We start from the raw sequence: 14,953 nt of genomic DNA, 5'->3' as shown, positions 1-14,953 counted from the left end.
GTCAGCCGACCTCGGCGCTGCCGTCCACCCGCAGCTTGCGGCGGGCGCGCTCGTAGAAGGTGGTGCCGACGCGGACCACCTTCGCCGCCCCCGGCCAGGCGGTGACCGTGACGGTGTCGCCGGGGCACAGGTGGCCGACCACCCGTCCGTCCACCTCGACGGCGAGCCTGCCGCTCGCGGGCAGCACCTCCAGCGTCACCTCCTCGTCGGCGGGCAGCACCAGGGCCCGGTTGAAGGAGGAGTGGGCGGCCGCGGGCACCACCAGGACGGCCTCCACGCGGGGCGAGACGATCGGCCCGCCGGCCGAGAAGCTGTAGGCGGTGGAGCCGGTGGAGGTGGCCACGATCACCGCGTCCGCGGACAGGCTCACGAACGGGCTGCCCGACGGGGTGACCGACACCCCGGCCAGCCCCTCGCCGGGGATGCGGACCAGCGCGATGTCGTTGAACGCCGTCACCGGGACCCCGGCGACCACGCTCCTGATGGCCATCCGCGGCTCGATCGTGTATTCGTGGCGGTCGATGGCCGACAGCGTGCCGGCCAGCTCGTCCACGTCGATCTCGGCCAGGAAGCCGAGCTTGCCCAGGTTCACCCCCAGGATGGGCGTGGGCCGGCCGGCCAGCAGCCGCATGGTCCGCAACATCGTGCCGTCGCCGCCGAGCCCCACCAGCAGATCGGCCCGCTCGACCAGGGCGACCGCGTCGACCGGCACCGCGCTGCAGTCGATGCGCCCGACCTCCTCGGGCAGCCCGAGGACGGTCGCCCCCTTGTCCGCGGCCCAGCGCAGGATGGTGTCGATCGCCTTCTTGGAGTCGCGCTGGGGATGCAGTACCAGCCCGACCGTCCCGACCATGCCCATGCGACCAGCCTAAACGGTGGCGTTCCCGGACATCTGCGGCGGCCCCGGGCGTCCGGCGGCTCCGCTAACGTCGGAGGCATGCGGCTTCATGTGGGATGCGCGATGTGGACGCACACACCGTGGAACGGACGTTTCCTGCCCCATCCGCTCCCGCCGGGAGAGCGCCTGCGCGCCTACGCCACCTGGTGCGACGCGGTCGAGGGCAACACCACGTTCTACGCCACCCCCGCCCGCGCCACGGTGGAGTCGTGGGCCCGGCAGCTCGACCCCGACTTCCGGTTCGTCGTCAAGCTGCCCAAGGCCATCACCCACCACCACCGCCTGACTGGCGCCGAGCAGGAGCTGCACGCCTTCCTCGACGCCGTCGAGCCGCTCGGGCCGCGCGCGCACGCCCTGTGGGTGCAGTTGCCGCCCGGCTTCGGCCCCGCCGACCTCGGCACGCTGGCGGCCTTCCTGCGCCGCCTGCCCCGCTCCCACCGCTACGCCGTGGAGGTCCGCCACCGCGCCTTCTTCGACGACGCCCGCCAGGCCGGCCAGCTCGAACGGGTGCTGGCCGCCGCCGGCGCCGAATGGGTGCCCTTCGACACGGTGACGCTGTTCCGCACCCCGCCGACCAGCGACGCCGAACGCGACGCGTGGACGAAGAAACCGCGCGTGCCGCGCCGGACCCGCGCGCTCACCGGCCATCCGATCGTCCGCTACCTGGGCCGCGACTCCGTCGAGGCCACGGTCGAGGGCTGGCGGGAGTGGGTGGACACGGTCGCCGGGTGGCTGCGCGAGGGCCGCTCCCCCACCGTGTTCGTCCACACGCCCGACAACGCCGACGCGCCGATGCTCGCCCGCCGCTTCCACGACGAGGTGCGCGCCCGGGTGCCGGGGCTGCGCCCGCTGCCCGAGCCGATGCCGGCCGAGCCCCCCACGCTGTTCTGACCGGCCGCCGGGCGCGCGGGCGGGCTCACGCCCCGGCCGGCCGGTCGCGCAGCGTGTAGCGGATCGGCAGGTGCTTGATGCCGCCCACGAACGTGGTGGCCACCCAGGCGGGCTCGCCGTCGAACTCCACGCTCTCCAGCCGGGGCAGCAGCTCGGCGAACAGCGCCCGGATCTCCATGCGGGCCAGCGCGGCCCCGAGGCAGAAGTGCACGCCGGAGCCGAAGGCCAGGTGCCGGTTGGGGTCGCGGCCGGCGTCGAAGCGGAACGGCTCGGCGAACACCTCCTCGTCCCGGTTGGCCGACGGGTACGACAGCAGCACCGACTCCCCCCGCCTGACCGGCGTGCCGCGTACGGCGGTGTCGGCGGCCGCGGTGCGCATGAACTCCTTCACCGGGCTCACCCACCGGATCATCTCCTCGGCCGCCAGCGGCAGCAGCCCGGGGTCCCGGCGCAGCCGCCGCAGCTCGCCGGGGTGCCGGATGAGCGCCTCCAGGCCGCCGGCGATGGTGGAGCTGGTGGTGTCGTGCCCGGCGGTGGCGATGATGACGTAGTAGGAGGCGGCGTCCAGGTCGCTCAGCGGGCGGCCGTCCACGCGGGCGTTGGCGATCTCCGAGGCGAGGTCGCCGGTGGGCCTGGCCCGGCGCGCGGCGGTCAGCTCGCGGAAGTAGCCCAGCAGGTCGGCCAGCACGGCGGTGTGGTCCTGGGCGGTGCCGCCGCGCCGGTTGTCGTTGTCGTCCTGGCCGAACAGCTCCTGGGTGAGCCGCAACATGCGCGGGAAGTCCGACTCGGGCAGGCCCAGCAGCGACAGGATGACGTAGAGCGGATAGTGCACGGCGACCTGGCGGGCGAAGTCGCAGGAGCCGCCGTGGGCGGTCATGCGGTCGACGTAGCGGCGGGCCAGGTCGCGGACGCGCACCTCCAGGGCGCGCATGGCCCTGGGCCGGAACCAGTCGGCGGCGACCGCGCGCACGACGCGGTGCTCGGGGTCGTCCATGTGGACGAGCGTCTTCAGGCCGGTGCCGCGCGCCCGCTGCTCGGCCAGCCGGGCGTCGATCTCCGCGCTGCGCAGCACCGGGCGCGGCGCGCTCAGCCACAGGGCGTTGTTCCGCTCGATCTCCAGCAGGTCGGCGTGCCGGGTGACGGCCCAGAAGGGGTTGTAGCCGGGCACCTCCACGCGGTGCACCGGTGACTCGCGGCGCAGCAGCGCCAGGGCCTCGTGCAGCCGGGTCTCGTCGGCGTACGCGGCGGGCGTGGCGAACACGTGCCCGGCCTCCTCCACGGACATGGTCGCGGTCACGGGCGGGCCCTCCTCTGGATGCGGGGGTGATGCGGCCAGAAGAGCCATTCCCCCGGGGCGAGTGCGCCATTCGGCCCGCGGCGGCCCCCGGCAGGGCAAGATCGGATGGCAGCGTCCCCGCGGTGCCCCCGCGTGTCCCCCGCGGTGTGCCCGCGGTGTCCCCGCAGTCGAGTCGAGCAGTGGAGTGGAGCGCACATGACGGCTACCGCCGAGTCGTTACGGCAGTCCTCCGGCGGCGTGACCGCCCGCCTGATGGGCGTCGAGGAGGAGTACCTGGTGGTCGATCCCGCCACCCGCGCCGTGGCCCCCGGCGCGGCGGCCGTCGTCGACCGCGCCGCGGCCGGGCTGGGCGACCGGGTCTGCACGGAGATCACGCAGTTCCAGGTGGAGGCCAAGACGACGCCCTGCGCGAGCCGGGCCGAGCTGGCGGCGGAGCTGCGGCGGATGCGCGAGGTCGTGGCCGCCGCCGCGCGCGCCGAGGGGCTGGCGGTGGTCGCCTCCGGCACGCCGGTGATCGGCGACGTCGTCCCGCCGCCGATCACGGAGCACCCCCGCTACGGCGTCGGCATCGACAACTACCGCGCCCTGCACGACGAGCAGGCCATCTGCGCCGGTCACGTGCACATCCACGTGCCCGACCGGGAGCAGGCCGTGCTGGTCTGCAACCACGTGCGCCCCTGGCTGCCGGTGCTGCTCGCGCTCATGGCCAACTCCCCGTTCTGGGCCGGCCGCGACACCGGTTACGCGGGCTGGCGGGTGCTGGCCTGGGGCAAGTGGCCGGTGGCCGGGCCGCCGCCGTACTTCGGGTCGCTGGAGCACTTCGAGCGCACGGTCGCGGCGCTGACCGGCAGCGGCGCGCTGGTCGACCCGGGGACGCTGTTCTGGGACGTGCGCCCGTCGGCCCGGCTGCCCACGGTGGAGGTGCGCGTGGCCGACGTGCCCGCCTCCACGCGCGAGTCGGTGTTCCTCGCGCTGGTGGTCCGGGCGCTGGTCACCACGTCGCTGCACCGGGTGCGGGACGGCGATCCCGGCCCCGAGGTGCCCGCCGAGCTGCTGCGGGTGGCCTACTGGCGGGCCGCCAGGGACGGGCTGGGCGGGTCCGGCGTCGATCCGTTCACGGGGGCGGCGCGGCCGGTCGCCGAGCTGGTGGCGCGGCTGCTGGAGCACGTCGGGCCCGCGCTGGCCGCGGCCGGCGACCTGGAGGCGGCCGCGGAGGGGTGGCGGCTGCTGCGCGAGAACGGCGGGGGCGCCGAGCGCCAGCGGGCCGCGCACGCCCGGCGCGGGGCGCTCGCCGACGTGGTCGACGATCTCGTGGCCCGCTTCGCCTCCAACGACTGAAGCCGGTCGGCTCCTACGGCTGAAGCCGGTCGGCTCCTACGGCTGAAGCCGGCCGGTTCCTACGACTCAAGCCGGTCGGCCAGGAACGCGCGCAGCGGCTCGACGTGGCGTACGGGGTCGCGCCAGCGGGCCTGGAGGTCCTCCAGGAGGTGCTGCTCGGCGACCGGCTCGCCGTGCCGCCAGGCCCGGACGACGGGATGCAGGAAGGCGCACTCGTCGGCCCGCTCGGGGGTGGGGTGGCGCTGGATGGCGAACACGTCGGCGCGGTCGCGCGGCCCCCACCGCAGGGTCAGCGTGAGGCACAGCCCGGCGGCGGCGAAGCGCTCGCGGGCGTAGTCCTCCGGCAGGTCCTCGTAGTGGCGCACGACGCCGTCCGGGCCGAGCACGTACGCGTCGGACAGGTACTCGAACTGGGTCCACAGCGCCGAGCTGTGGTTGACCCGGTCGAGCATCGACCCGGTGAGCACGTCGGCGTCGGCGGGCAGCTCGCGGACCGGCAGCGGCCGGCCCTCGTAGCGTTCGAGCAGCAGGGCGGTCAGGGAGCGCAGGTTGTAGCGGAAGCCGTCGATGAACGCCGAGGAGGCCCGTTTGAAGTCGCGGGCCTGCATGAGGGTGCCGGCGAAGTACAGGCCGTCGACGTCGGCCGACTGGAAGTCGGGGCGGATCGCCGGCATCCGTCCGCCGGGGGTCAGCGCGGGCCGGCAGGAGTCGCCGAACAGGCCGGTGTCCATGGTGAAGCCGGTGCAGCGCAGGACGGCGTCGTAGTCGAGCAGCGCCTGCTCGCCGTCGGCGAGCGTGTAGGTGATCGCGGCCCTGATCCCGCCGCCCTCGCGCCAGAGGCGGTCGACGGTGCACTCCAGGACGCCGTGCAGGGTCTTGAACCAGTAGCTGTCCAGGAAGGCGCCGTACTGGCCGCGGACGTGGCCGGGGTGCTTGCTCGTCCAGGCCAGGCGGACGGGGCTGGGGCTGGCCAGGTGGATGACCGCGGCGTACGGGAGCAGCGCCTGCGCGGTCTCGAACGCCGAGTTGCCCTTGCCGATGACCAGGACGCGCTGGTCGGCGAAGTCCTCGCCGTTGACGGGGACGTCCTCGTAGCCGGTGGCCAGCTCGATGCCCGGGATGTCGGGGACGTGCGGGCCGCCCCAGCCGGTGGCGACGATCAGGCAGTCGGCGCGGAGAACCCGGTCACCGGTGTGGACGACGAAGCCCGCGCCGTCCTTCTCGACGCGCTCGACGGCCGTCGAGTACCGCACCCGCAGCCCGTGGACGCGCTGGAAGTCGGCGAGGTAGCGGACCAGGTCGTCGGCGTGCGGGAAGTACTCGCGCGAGTAGTTCGGGAACATCAGGTCGGGCTCGTCGTTGAGCAGGGAGTTCCAGTCCCAGCGGAGCTGGATCTCGCGCTCCTTCTCGCCGGTGTGCACCTTGTTCAGCGAGATGAGCCGGCGGTGGCGCGGGTAGGCGCGGAAGAAGCCGCCGGGCGCGTCCTCGCGTTCCAGGGTGACGTAGTCGGCCCCGGCGCGCTGCAGGAAGTAGCTGAGCTGCAGCCCGCCGGGTCCCGCACCGATGATCACGAACCGGTGGTGTTCCGCGTCCATCAGTCCTGCTGTCCCGCCGCCGGTGGGACGGTCGTGTAGCCGTGCGTCAGGATGCGCTGCGCGGCCAGTTCGTACCGGGCGGGGTCGTCGGGGGCGTGGGTGCCCAGGCCGTCGACGTACCGGTTGAACATGCAGAACGCGGCCGCGATCAGCACGGTGTGGTGCAGCTCCTTGTCGGTGGCCCCCTCCGCCCGGGCCGCGGCCACCAGCTTGTCGGTGACGTCCCTGCCGCTGCGCTGCACGGCGGCGGCGATGGCGAGCAGGGCGCGGAGCTTGGGCGTGACGGGCGCCGTGCCGGGGTCGGCGCGGACCTGGTCCACCAGCGTCATGCCCTCGGGGAGCTGGGCGGCGGCGAACGCGGCGTGCGAGGCCGTGCAGAACCGGCACTCGTTGAGCCCCGACACGTAGGCCGCGATCAGCTCCCGCTCGCCGCGGCTCAGTGTGCTGTCGCCACGCAGGAGAACCTCGGCCAGCGCGTTCATTGGGGCGGCTGTCTCAGGGCTGAACTGGAAAAGTCCGCGGATTCCTGGTTCATCGGAATCGAGGGCAATATGGGGCACGCAAGCTCCCATCGATGCGGTTTTCTCCTAGTCTGCACACTCTCGCCAATTGCGCAAGATCTCGTTAAATGCGCCTCCTTCTTGTCTCCTGCAACTGACGCGCGTAATGTCACGGACGCCACCTAAACCCCGTTTGTGACTGGCGGTCGTCATGGATGAGCATCCCCACATCACCGTTGCCGGCAACACCTACGACGCCATTGCCAAGGGCGACCTGGAGGACCTTCGCCGGCTGCTCGCCGACGACGTGATCTTCCACGTCCCCGGTCGCGGACCGATGGCCCGCGACTACTCCGGCAAGGAAGCCGTGCTCGGCTACCTGGCCGAGCTGCTGAAGTCCACCACCGGCACGCTGCGCCTGGAGCCGGAGTCCTACCTCGTCGGCGGCGACCAGGTCGCCGCCGTCCTTCGCATCCGCGGTGAGCGCGACGGCCGCTCGCTCGACGACCGCGGCATGCAGCTGTTCCGGATCACCGACGGGAAGATCAGCGAGCGCTGGAGCTTCCCGCTCGACCCCTATTCGGTGGACGAGTTCTTCGGCTGATCACGCCCCGCCGGACGGGGCCGCTCAGCCGGCCTCGTCCAGCGCCTCGTCGTTCCACACCTTCACGTATCCGCTGGTCAGACGGGCCCTGTCGGCATAGTGGGCGGGGTCGTCGGTGGCCAGCGTGGCCAGGCCGTCCACGTACCGGTTGTACATGCAGAAGGCCGCCGCGATCAGCACCGTGTCGTGGATCTCCAGGTCCGTGGCGCCCTCGGCCCTGGCCGCGCGCACGTGCTCGTCGGTGACCTCCCGTCCGCCGCGCTGCACCGCCCCGGCGATGGCCAGCAGGGCCTTGAGCTTGCCGGACAGCGGGGCCGCCGTCGGGTCGGCACAGGTCTCGTCGACCAGCGTCATGCCGTCCGGCACGCGGACGGCGGCGAAGGCCGCGTGGGTGTGGAAGCAGAAGCGGCACCGGTTGAGCGACGACACGTACGCGGCGATCAGCTCGCGCTCGCCCCGGGTCAGCGGGCTGTCCCCGCACAGCAGCACTTCGGAGAGCAGGGTCAGCGGTTCGGCCGCCTCGGGACGATAACGGAACAACCCCCGAATCCCCGGCTCGTCGGACACCAGCTGGATATGCGGACGCGTCCCGCCCGCGTGATTGACGAATTCACGCCGCTCAGCGTCGCGTGAGACGGAACGTAATGCTGAATTTCCCATTCGGCCCTCCAACGTCCGTTTGCCTGCCTATGGCATCCAGTGTGCGGGTTCGTCGCGCGGAGATTCCGCCGGAGAACGGCCAGGAAGTTGCGTGCCGGTGACCACTTGATGCCAGCTGCGCCGTCGGAACCCTCCGCCCGGAATCCGGTCCGGCGCTGCTCCGGCGCGCCGACATGGCCCCCGACCAGCGATAACGCGTGGTGACGATATCCTGGCGAGCAGTAGCTGAGGCGCACAACCGGGGGCGGAGCATGAAGATCGGCATCATCGGCGCGGGGAACATCGGCGGCACGCTCACCCGGCGCCTGACCGAGCTGGGCCACGAGGTGGCGGTGGCCAACTCCCGGGGCCCCCAGACGCTCACCGACCTGGCCGGCGAGACCGGGGCGACGCCGGTGACCGTCGAGGAGGCGCCCCAGGGAGCCGACCTGGTCGTGGTCACGATCCCCCAGGGCAAGGTGCCCGAGCTGCCCGACGACCTGTTCGACGACGTCACCGGCGGTCTGACCGTCGTGGACACCGGCAACTACTACCCCCAGCGCGACGGCCGGATCGACGAGATCGAGGCCGGCATGCCGGAGAGCCGGTGGGTCGAGCAGCAGCTCGGCCATCCGGTGGTGAAGGCGTTCAACAACATCTTCGCCGACCACCTCGCCCACGGCGGCCGCCCTTCCGGCACCCCCGGGCGCATCGCCCTGCCCGTGGCCGCCGACGACGAGCGCGGCAAGAAGATCGTGATGGGCCTGGTGGACGCTCTCGGCTTCGACCCCGTGGACGCCGGTGGCCTCGACGAGTCGTGGCGGCAGCAGCCCGGCAGCCCCGTCTACACCACCGACAAGGACGCCGCGGGCGTCAGGGAGGCCCTGGCCCAGGCCCGCCAGGAACGCACCCCCGAGTGGCGCGCCTGACCGCCACCGACATGCCGGACCGCCACCGGCATGTCTGACCGCGACCGGCGCAGCTCTCGGGCCCGGTCGGCGCAGCTCTCGGGCCCGGTCGGCGCTGCTCAGGCCGGGCCGGCGCTGCTCAGGCCGGGCCGGCGCTGCTCAGGCCGGGCCGGCGCTGCTCAGGCCGGGCCGGCGCTGCTCAGGCCGGGCCGGTGCTGCTCAGGCCGGGCCGGTGCGCAGGAGGAGCATGGCGATGTCGTCGGCGCGGTGCTCGACGGCCGCAGCGGCCGCGATCATGTCCTCGGCCACGTCGGCGAGCGGCTGGTCCGGCGCCGGGGCGAACCGGGCGGCCAGGCGGCCGATGGCCTCGCCGAGGTCCTGTCCGGGGACCTCGATGAGCCCGTCGGTGTAGAGGGCCAGCACCGAGCCGGGCGGCAGGGCGAGCTGGGTGGTGGCGTACTCGGTGCCGGGTTCGATGCCGAGCAGCAGGCCGGGGGCGGGCTCCACCACCTGGGCGGGCTCGCCGGGCCGGCGCAGCAGCGCCGGCAGGTGGCCCGCGCTGGCCACGCACGCCGTGCTCCGCCCCAGGTCGACGCTGATGTACAGGCAGCTCGTGAACCGGTCCGGGGCCAGCTCGTTGAGCAGGCGGTTGGTGTGCGCGAGCACCTCGCCGGGGTTGGCGCCCGCGCTCGCGTGGGCGTGAATGGCCGTACGCACCTGGCCCATCAGCGCGGCGGCGGTGACGTCATGCCCCTGGACGTCGCCGATCACGGCGGCGGCCACCTTCTCCTCCAGCCGGATCAGGTCGTAGAAGTCGCCGCCGATGTCCATGCCGGGCGTGGCGGGCAGGTAGCGGGCGACCACCTCCAGCCCGGGGACGCCGGGCAGGGTGCGCGGCAGCAGGCTCGACTGCAGCGACTGGGCGAACTGGTGCTTGACGTCGTAGAGCCGGGCGCGCTCGAACGCCTGGGCGATGAGCCCGCTGAGCGCCGTCAGGCTGGCCCGCTCGTCGGTGGTGAAGCGATGGGGACGGTCGTAGGCCAGGATGCACATGCCCGCCGTCCGCCCGCCGGCCGTCAGCGGCAGGAACGCCCAGGCCGACATGTCGTCCGACCTGATCGCCTCCGGGTACGTCGCGCGCAGCTCGGCCCAGGTGCCGAAGAACGCCGGCGCGCCGGCGGCCAGGGGGTGGCCGGGCGGCAGGTGCAGCAGGGGCTGGCCGTCGTACTCCTCGATCGCCTTCTCGCTGTACCCGCGCGAGGCGGCCACCTGCATGCGCCCGCCCCTGGAGGTGAGGATGGCCAGGGCCTGCACGTGGTAGGCGGGCATCACGTGGTCGGCGACCAGGTTGATCACTTCCTGGGCCGTGACGGCCCGCGCCAGGGTGGTGGCCAGGTGCAGCATCTCGTGCAACGCGACCAGGCGCGGCGGCCGGTCGGCGGCGACGAGCTGGTCGGGCATGACCGGACGCGGGTCGCGGGCCATCGTGCTCGGCGTGACCCGCATGGTGACGCCGGCCAGGCCCGGATAGAGGTGGAAGGCCAGCCACTGGCCGCCCGGGTTGCGGGTGGTGAAGTAGGTGACCTCCTGGCTGACGACCGCGGCGCGGTAGCGGTCCTCGTAGGCGGGCTCGCCCAGCCAGGGCAGGGCGTCCCAGGGACGCTTGCCGGTCAGCTCGCCCGCCTCGGCCTGCAGCAGCTCCTCGGCGGGCGCGGTGACCAGGGTGAGCCGCCCCTCGACGTCGAGCATGCAGTAGCCCTCGGGCAGCCGGTTGAGGCAGGTCAGCAGGAGGTCGTCGTCGCCGGGCGGCTCCCTGGTCAGCACCCGCGGCTGGTGCCCCGGCGGCACCGGCCGGTTCCCCTTCGGCACGATCTCCGCCAGGTCGGCGCAGGTGGCGGTCAGGACGTCGAGCTGGCGCCGGGTGGGACGGCGGGCCGGGGCGGGCGGCCAGAGCAGCATCATCGCCCCGCGCACCTCGCCGTCGCGGTCGACCAGGGGCGCGACGGCCAGCGCGAACCCGTACGGGAAGGCGAGCGCCACGAGCGGGAACTCGCGGGCCATGGCCTCCCGGTCGGGCACCCACACCAGCCGCCGCTGCCGCACCGCCACCGCGACCGGTGACTGGTCGGTGGACCTGATCAGGACCCATGAGCGCGAGAAGGGCTCGGGAAGCCCTGACTCGGCGTCCATCATCAGCACGCGCCCGTCCTCGGCCAGGACGAAGAGCACGCACACGTGCGCCCGCGTGCTGGTGGCCGCGCCGAGCAGCAGCCTGTCGACGTGCGCGTCGCCCCCCGAGCCGCCGTCGCTCGCCGGGCCGCCGTCGCTCGCCGGGCCGCCGTCGCTCGTCGGGCCGCCGTCGCTCGTCGGGCCGCCGTCGTGGGCCCGGCCGTCATCGCCGTCGGCCGGGCCGGGAGGTGGTGGTGGCGCGTGGGGGATATCACCCATGAAATCAGGCTATGCAAGCTCCTTGTACGGGAATATGCACTGTCCGTAATGGATGGGCAAAGTGTTCCAAGGCTCCGTCAGGCGAGCGGCCCGAGGTACGTGCCACCGGAGACGTCGATGGTCTGGCCGGTCACCCACCGGCCCGCCGGACCGGCCAGGAAGCCGACCACGTCGGCAACATCCTCGGGCTCGCCGAGCCGGCCGAGCGCGGTGATCGACTCCAGCGCGGCCACCACCTCGGGGATCGAGGTGTAACCCGCGGTCATGTCGGTCCGTACGGCTCCGGGCGCGACCGTGTTCACGGTGATGCCGCGCCGTCCCAGCTCGTTGGCGAGCGTCGGGGCCATCGCCGCCAGCGCCGCCTTGCTGATCGTGTAGCCGATCTGCGTGGTGACGGCGAACCGGCTGGCCGTCGAGCCCATGTTGATGATGCGGCCGCCGTCGTTCAGCAGCGGCAGCGCGCGCCGGATCACGAAGAACGGGGTGGTGACGTTGATCGTCATCACCCGCTCGAACTCCGCCGGGGTCAGGTGCGCGATCGGGGCGGTCGAGGCGATGCCGGCGTTGTTGACCAGAATGTCCAGGCCACGCCCGGCCAACCCGTCGGCCAGCCCCTCGAACAACCGCTCCACCGCCCCCTCGACGCCCCCGTCGTCTCCCTCCGCCCCCTTGACGCCCGCCGCCACCTTGGCGCCCTCCGCGCCCTCCGCGCTCTCCGCGCTCTCCGCACTTTTCTGGGACTTCGCGCCGAAGCGGGCCCGCACGGCGAACGCCCGGCCCCCGGCCTCCTCGATCAGGGTGACGGTCTGCTTGGCCGCCTCGTCGTCGCCGCCGTAGTGCACGGCCACCAGCGCGCCCTCGGCGGCCAGCCGCAGCGACACCGCCCGGCCGATGCCCCGGGAACCGCCCGTCACCAGCGCCGTCTTGCCGGTCAGCATGCCCATTGTCCGCTCCCCACGTGTGTGGCCTCTGCTCCGCGGTCGCGGAGACAGGTCAACAGTGGCGGGGGCGGCTCACCGCGTCCTCACCGGCGGCTCACCGCTCATCAGGACGGCTCACCAACCGCCTGAGAGCAGAGACGGGCGGGCGGAGCACCGTGGCTAGCTGGCCGCGGGTGAGGAGTCGCCGCCCTGCCAGGGACGCAGGTGGGTGGCAAGGGGCAGACGCATGCGCAGCCGCAGCCTGCTGCCTCCTTGCGGATGGTCGATGCCGACCTCGTCGCACAGACGGTGGATCAGCCACAGGCCGAGGCGCCGCCCCGACGGCGAGGGACGCGTGAGCCGGGCGTCGGCCAGATGCTCGGCCCGAAGGCGTCCGGCCGTGTCGCAGACGTCGACCGTGAGGACGGCGGCGTCGGTGTAGGCCGTCACCGTGCCGCGACCGCCACCGTGCTCCAGGACGTTCGCGGCGGCCTCGTTGACGGCGAGCACCAGGTGGTCGAGCCGCGCGCCGGACAGCCCCGCGTGGGTGGCGTAGACGCGCACCAGATCGCGGGTGAGCGCGAGATTGTTGGTGATGGTGCACCGCAGGTGGAAGGGTGCTTGCATGGCTTGCCCCTACCGGGTACGGGGGTTACGGCGGCGTAAAGCGCTCGATCGAGGGCAGGGAGAAAGGCGACCGAGTAAACGAGCCGAGCCGGGCGCGCCACGGGCGCACCTGTCCAGTTCACCGGCGGCCGAAGCCGTGGTGACCTGGGCAATGCCTGGCGGAAAGGGTTGATCGCCCGACATCTGCCTCTCCCTCTGCCCGATGTGCCGACGCTGTATGGACGCGCGGCGCGCCGGGCCCTCTTGTTTTCGGCGATCTGTCAGGGGCGCCCGCACCTTCCCTCGCTAGGGAACGTGGCGCGGCTCGGCTCTGCCCTGGACGACCGCATTGGTGTGATTTCAAATGACCGACCAGACCGGCGACCCTGCCGATGTGCTGCCCATGGTGCACCCCTTCGGCCTGCGCGTACGCGGCGAGATCGACCACCATGGACGGCCCGCGCTGGCCCGAGCGCTGGCGTGGGCGTTACGCATCGGCGAGACCGACGTCCATCTGGACCTGTCCGAGCTTACCTTCATCGACGCCGGCGGGCTGCGGCTGATCATCAGCACGGCCGCCAACCTGCCGCCGCCGCGCAGGCTGGTGCTCCAGAACGCCTCGCCGACGGTACGCGAGCTGCTGGAACTGCTCGGCTGGCGGCTGGGGCCGGAGGATCAGCTGTACCGGATGATCAACGCGTCCCATCCGCACGGCCCGGACCCGGCCCCCTCCCCGCCGTCCTGACCTGATCCCCTGGCCCTGAGGGGCGGTGCCGCCGCCCTCACCGTCCGTCCGGGGTCAGGACGGCCAGCCGCGCGGCCTGGCCCAGCTCGCGGCCTCGGCCGGACCGTCGTCCGAGGGGAACAGGCGCGACAGACGGGTGATGTCCAGCAGACGGGCCAGGGGCCCGTGCACCCCGACCAGCCGGACGGTGCCGCCGCGCTGCTCGGCCTGCCGCTGGCCGACGATGAGGGCCCAGAGGCCGCACGAGTCGCAGAAGGTCAGGTCGGTGGCATCGATCACGATCTTCGGACGCTCGGCCTCCAGAAGCTCCGCGAGCGTACGGGCCAGCGGCATGCGGGTCAGGCGGTCGAGCTCGCCGTCGAGGTGCACCACGTGGCAGCCCGGCAGACGCTGGACGTTGATCGCTAACTCTGTCATGAGGGGATCCCGAGCTCAGCGCCACCCCTGTCCACATCCGGCACATCGGCGGCGACATCGGACATCGCCCGCTCCTACCCCTCAGCGGCAGGCTTGCTCTTCCCCGCGCCCCGGGTAAGCACGATGTGGCTCACCCGCCACCATCCGGGTGGCCGCCTTCCAGCATGCCGCCTCAGGCGGTGCGCCTTCGCCGCGTCCTCACACCACCCGCCGCGCCGCGCGGCGGCGATCGGTGCGTGGAAGCGCTGTCTCCGACGTATAGTCAGTTGGGTGACTGACTCAACGAGGACACGGGCCCGGGGGGCCGACAAGCGGCGCAGGCTGATGGCCGCCGCCGCCCGCGTCCTGCACGAGCAGGGCGTCGAGCGGACGACCATCGCCGACATCGCCGAGGCCGCCGACGTGCCCGTGGGAAACGTGTACTACTACTTCAAGACCAAGGACGAACTCGTCCTGGCCGCGCTGTCCGAGCACGCCGGGCACCTGACCGAGCTCACCGCCGAACTCGACCGGCTCCCCGACCCGCGCGCCCGCCTCAAGGCCATGGTGGACGCCTGGGTGAGCCAGCGGGACAGCGCCGCCCGCTACGGCTGCCCCACCGGCACACTCGCCGTCGAGCTGGACAAACGTGCGGAGGGCGGGCTCGACGTCGAGGCGGGCCGGGTCATACGGCTGCTCCTCGACTGGTCGGAACGCCAGTTCCGCGACCTCGGCCGGCCGGACGCCGACGATCTCGCGCTCACCTTCGTCGGCGCGTACCAGGGGATGTCGCTGCTGGCCAACGCCTTGCGCGACCCCGAGATCATGACCCGCCAGGGCACCCGCCTGACCGACTGGCTCGACTCCCTCCCACCCACCCCCCCTCCCCCCACGAACTGACCTCACCCTCCGCCATCCACGAAGCCCCCCGCCGTCCAGACCCCATCTGGACGGCCCAACCTCCTCCCCAAGCCCCGCCCCGGCGGGAAACTGCACCGTCGACACCCCGAGTCGCGCACACCCCCATCCCCGGCCGACCTCTGCCCTCCGATCGCGCACAAAGCCCCGCCCGAGGCCCGCCCCCTCCCCCGAAGCCCCGCCCCTTACCCTCCGATCGCGCACGGCCTCCCGCCCGACGTTCGCGCCCGTCCAACGACACACGGCCTCC

Annotated in this window: 15 protein-coding genes; 6 read left to right on the top strand and 9 right to left on the bottom strand. The window is 73.0% G+C overall.

The features are described from left to right. Nucleotide 1: 1 nt before the first annotated feature. A complete protein-coding gene (locus AB0J76_RS14915) occupies nt 2-859 on the bottom strand; it encodes an NAD(+)/NADH kinase (protein ID WP_364389647.1) in 858 nt (285 codons plus the stop codon). Nucleotides 860-937: 78 nt separating this feature from the next. Between AB0J76_RS14915 and AB0J76_RS14910 the strand changes: the two genes are divergently transcribed. Then, nucleotides 938-1,789, top strand: coding sequence for a DUF72 domain-containing protein (locus AB0J76_RS14910; RefSeq protein ID WP_352330493.1), 852 nt, complete (start codon nt 938-940; stop codon nt 1,787-1,789). Between the two features lie 25 nt (nt 1,790-1,814). On the opposite strand, the gene AB0J76_RS14905 is transcribed toward AB0J76_RS14910, so the two are convergent. Beyond that, on the bottom strand, nt 1,815-3,086 hold the full coding sequence (locus AB0J76_RS14905; protein ID WP_352330495.1) for a cytochrome P450: 1,272 nt from the start codon (nt 3,084-3,086) through the stop codon (nt 1,815-1,817). A gap of 195 nt (nt 3,087-3,281) precedes the next feature. On the opposite strand from AB0J76_RS14905, the gene AB0J76_RS14900 reads away from it, so the two are divergent. Further along, entirely contained in the window at nt 3,282-4,424 is a 1,143-nt protein-coding gene (locus tag AB0J76_RS14900; RefSeq protein ID WP_364389645.1) for a glutamate--cysteine ligase, read from the top strand. A 59-nt stretch (nt 4,425-4,483) separates the two neighbouring features. On the opposite strand, the gene AB0J76_RS14895 is transcribed toward AB0J76_RS14900, so the two are convergent. After that, nucleotides 4,484-6,019, bottom strand: a complete 1,536-nt coding sequence (locus AB0J76_RS14895; protein WP_352330341.1) for an NAD(P)-binding domain-containing protein — start codon at nt 6,017-6,019, stop codon at nt 4,484-4,486. Next, a complete protein-coding gene (locus AB0J76_RS14890) occupies nt 6,019-6,591 on the bottom strand; it encodes a carboxymuconolactone decarboxylase family protein (protein ID WP_352330339.1) in 573 nt (190 codons plus the stop codon). Before AB0J76_RS14890 ends, AB0J76_RS14895 begins: the two co-directional genes overlap by 1 nt. Before the next feature lie 139 nt (nt 6,592-6,730). Between AB0J76_RS14890 and AB0J76_RS14885 the strand changes: the two genes are divergently transcribed. Continuing rightward, entirely contained in the window at nt 6,731-7,123 is a 393-nt protein-coding gene (locus tag AB0J76_RS14885) for a nuclear transport factor 2 family protein (protein ID WP_352330337.1), read from the top strand. Between the two features lie 24 nt (nt 7,124-7,147). On the opposite strand, the gene AB0J76_RS14880 is transcribed toward AB0J76_RS14885, so the two are convergent. Then, nucleotides 7,148-7,663, bottom strand: a complete 516-nt coding sequence (locus AB0J76_RS14880; protein ID WP_352330335.1) for a carboxymuconolactone decarboxylase family protein — start codon at nt 7,661-7,663, stop codon at nt 7,148-7,150. 317 nt (nt 7,664-7,980) lie between these two features. Here AB0J76_RS14880 and AB0J76_RS14875 point away from each other — a divergent pair, with 317 nt between their 5' ends. After that, entirely contained in the window at nt 7,981-8,691 is a 711-nt protein-coding gene (locus AB0J76_RS14875; RefSeq protein ID WP_352330333.1) for an NAD(P)-binding domain-containing protein, read from the top strand. 198 nt (nt 8,692-8,889) lie between these two features. On the opposite strand, the gene AB0J76_RS14870 is transcribed toward AB0J76_RS14875, so the two are convergent. From AB0J76_RS14870 to AB0J76_RS14860, 3 genes are all read right to left on the bottom strand, one after another. After that, nucleotides 8,890-11,118, bottom strand: a complete 2,229-nt coding sequence (locus AB0J76_RS14870; protein WP_352324212.1) for a SpoIIE family protein phosphatase — start codon at nt 11,116-11,118, stop codon at nt 8,890-8,892. 77 nt (nt 11,119-11,195) lie between these two features. Beyond that, nucleotides 11,196-12,062, bottom strand: a complete 867-nt coding sequence (locus AB0J76_RS14865; protein ID WP_352324211.1) for an SDR family oxidoreductase — start codon at nt 12,060-12,062, stop codon at nt 11,196-11,198. Between the two features lie 156 nt (nt 12,063-12,218). Then, the gene (locus tag AB0J76_RS14860; RefSeq protein ID WP_352324209.1) at nt 12,219-12,665 is read right to left on the bottom strand and encodes an ATP-binding protein; all 447 of its coding nucleotides are present in this window, start codon (nt 12,663-12,665) and stop codon (nt 12,219-12,221) included. Nucleotides 12,666-13,008: 343 nt separating this feature from the next. Here AB0J76_RS14860 and AB0J76_RS14855 point away from each other — a divergent pair, with 343 nt between their 5' ends. Continuing rightward, nucleotides 13,009-13,389, top strand: a complete 381-nt coding sequence (locus tag AB0J76_RS14855) for an STAS domain-containing protein (protein ID WP_352324208.1) — start codon at nt 13,009-13,011, stop codon at nt 13,387-13,389. A 54-nt stretch (nt 13,390-13,443) separates the two neighbouring features. Here AB0J76_RS14855 and AB0J76_RS14850 read toward each other — a convergent pair whose 3' ends face one another. Beyond that, nucleotides 13,444-13,806: an STAS domain-containing protein gene (locus tag AB0J76_RS14850; protein WP_352324207.1), complete on the bottom strand. Its 363-nt coding sequence runs from the start codon at nt 13,804-13,806 to the stop codon at nt 13,444-13,446. A 270-nt stretch (nt 13,807-14,076) separates the two neighbouring features. On the opposite strand from AB0J76_RS14850, the gene AB0J76_RS14845 reads away from it, so the two are divergent. Beyond that, nucleotides 14,077-14,685, top strand: coding sequence for a TetR/AcrR family transcriptional regulator (locus AB0J76_RS14845; protein ID WP_352324206.1), 609 nt, complete (start codon nt 14,077-14,079; stop codon nt 14,683-14,685). Nucleotides 14,686-14,953: the final 268 nt, after the last annotated feature.

The organism is Nonomuraea sp. NPDC049624 (assembly GCF_040675255.1).
Taxonomy (GTDB): domain Bacteria; phylum Actinomycetota; class Actinomycetes; order Streptosporangiales; family Streptosporangiaceae; genus Nonomuraea.
This window is presented reverse-complemented; position numbering and strand designations above follow the sequence as displayed.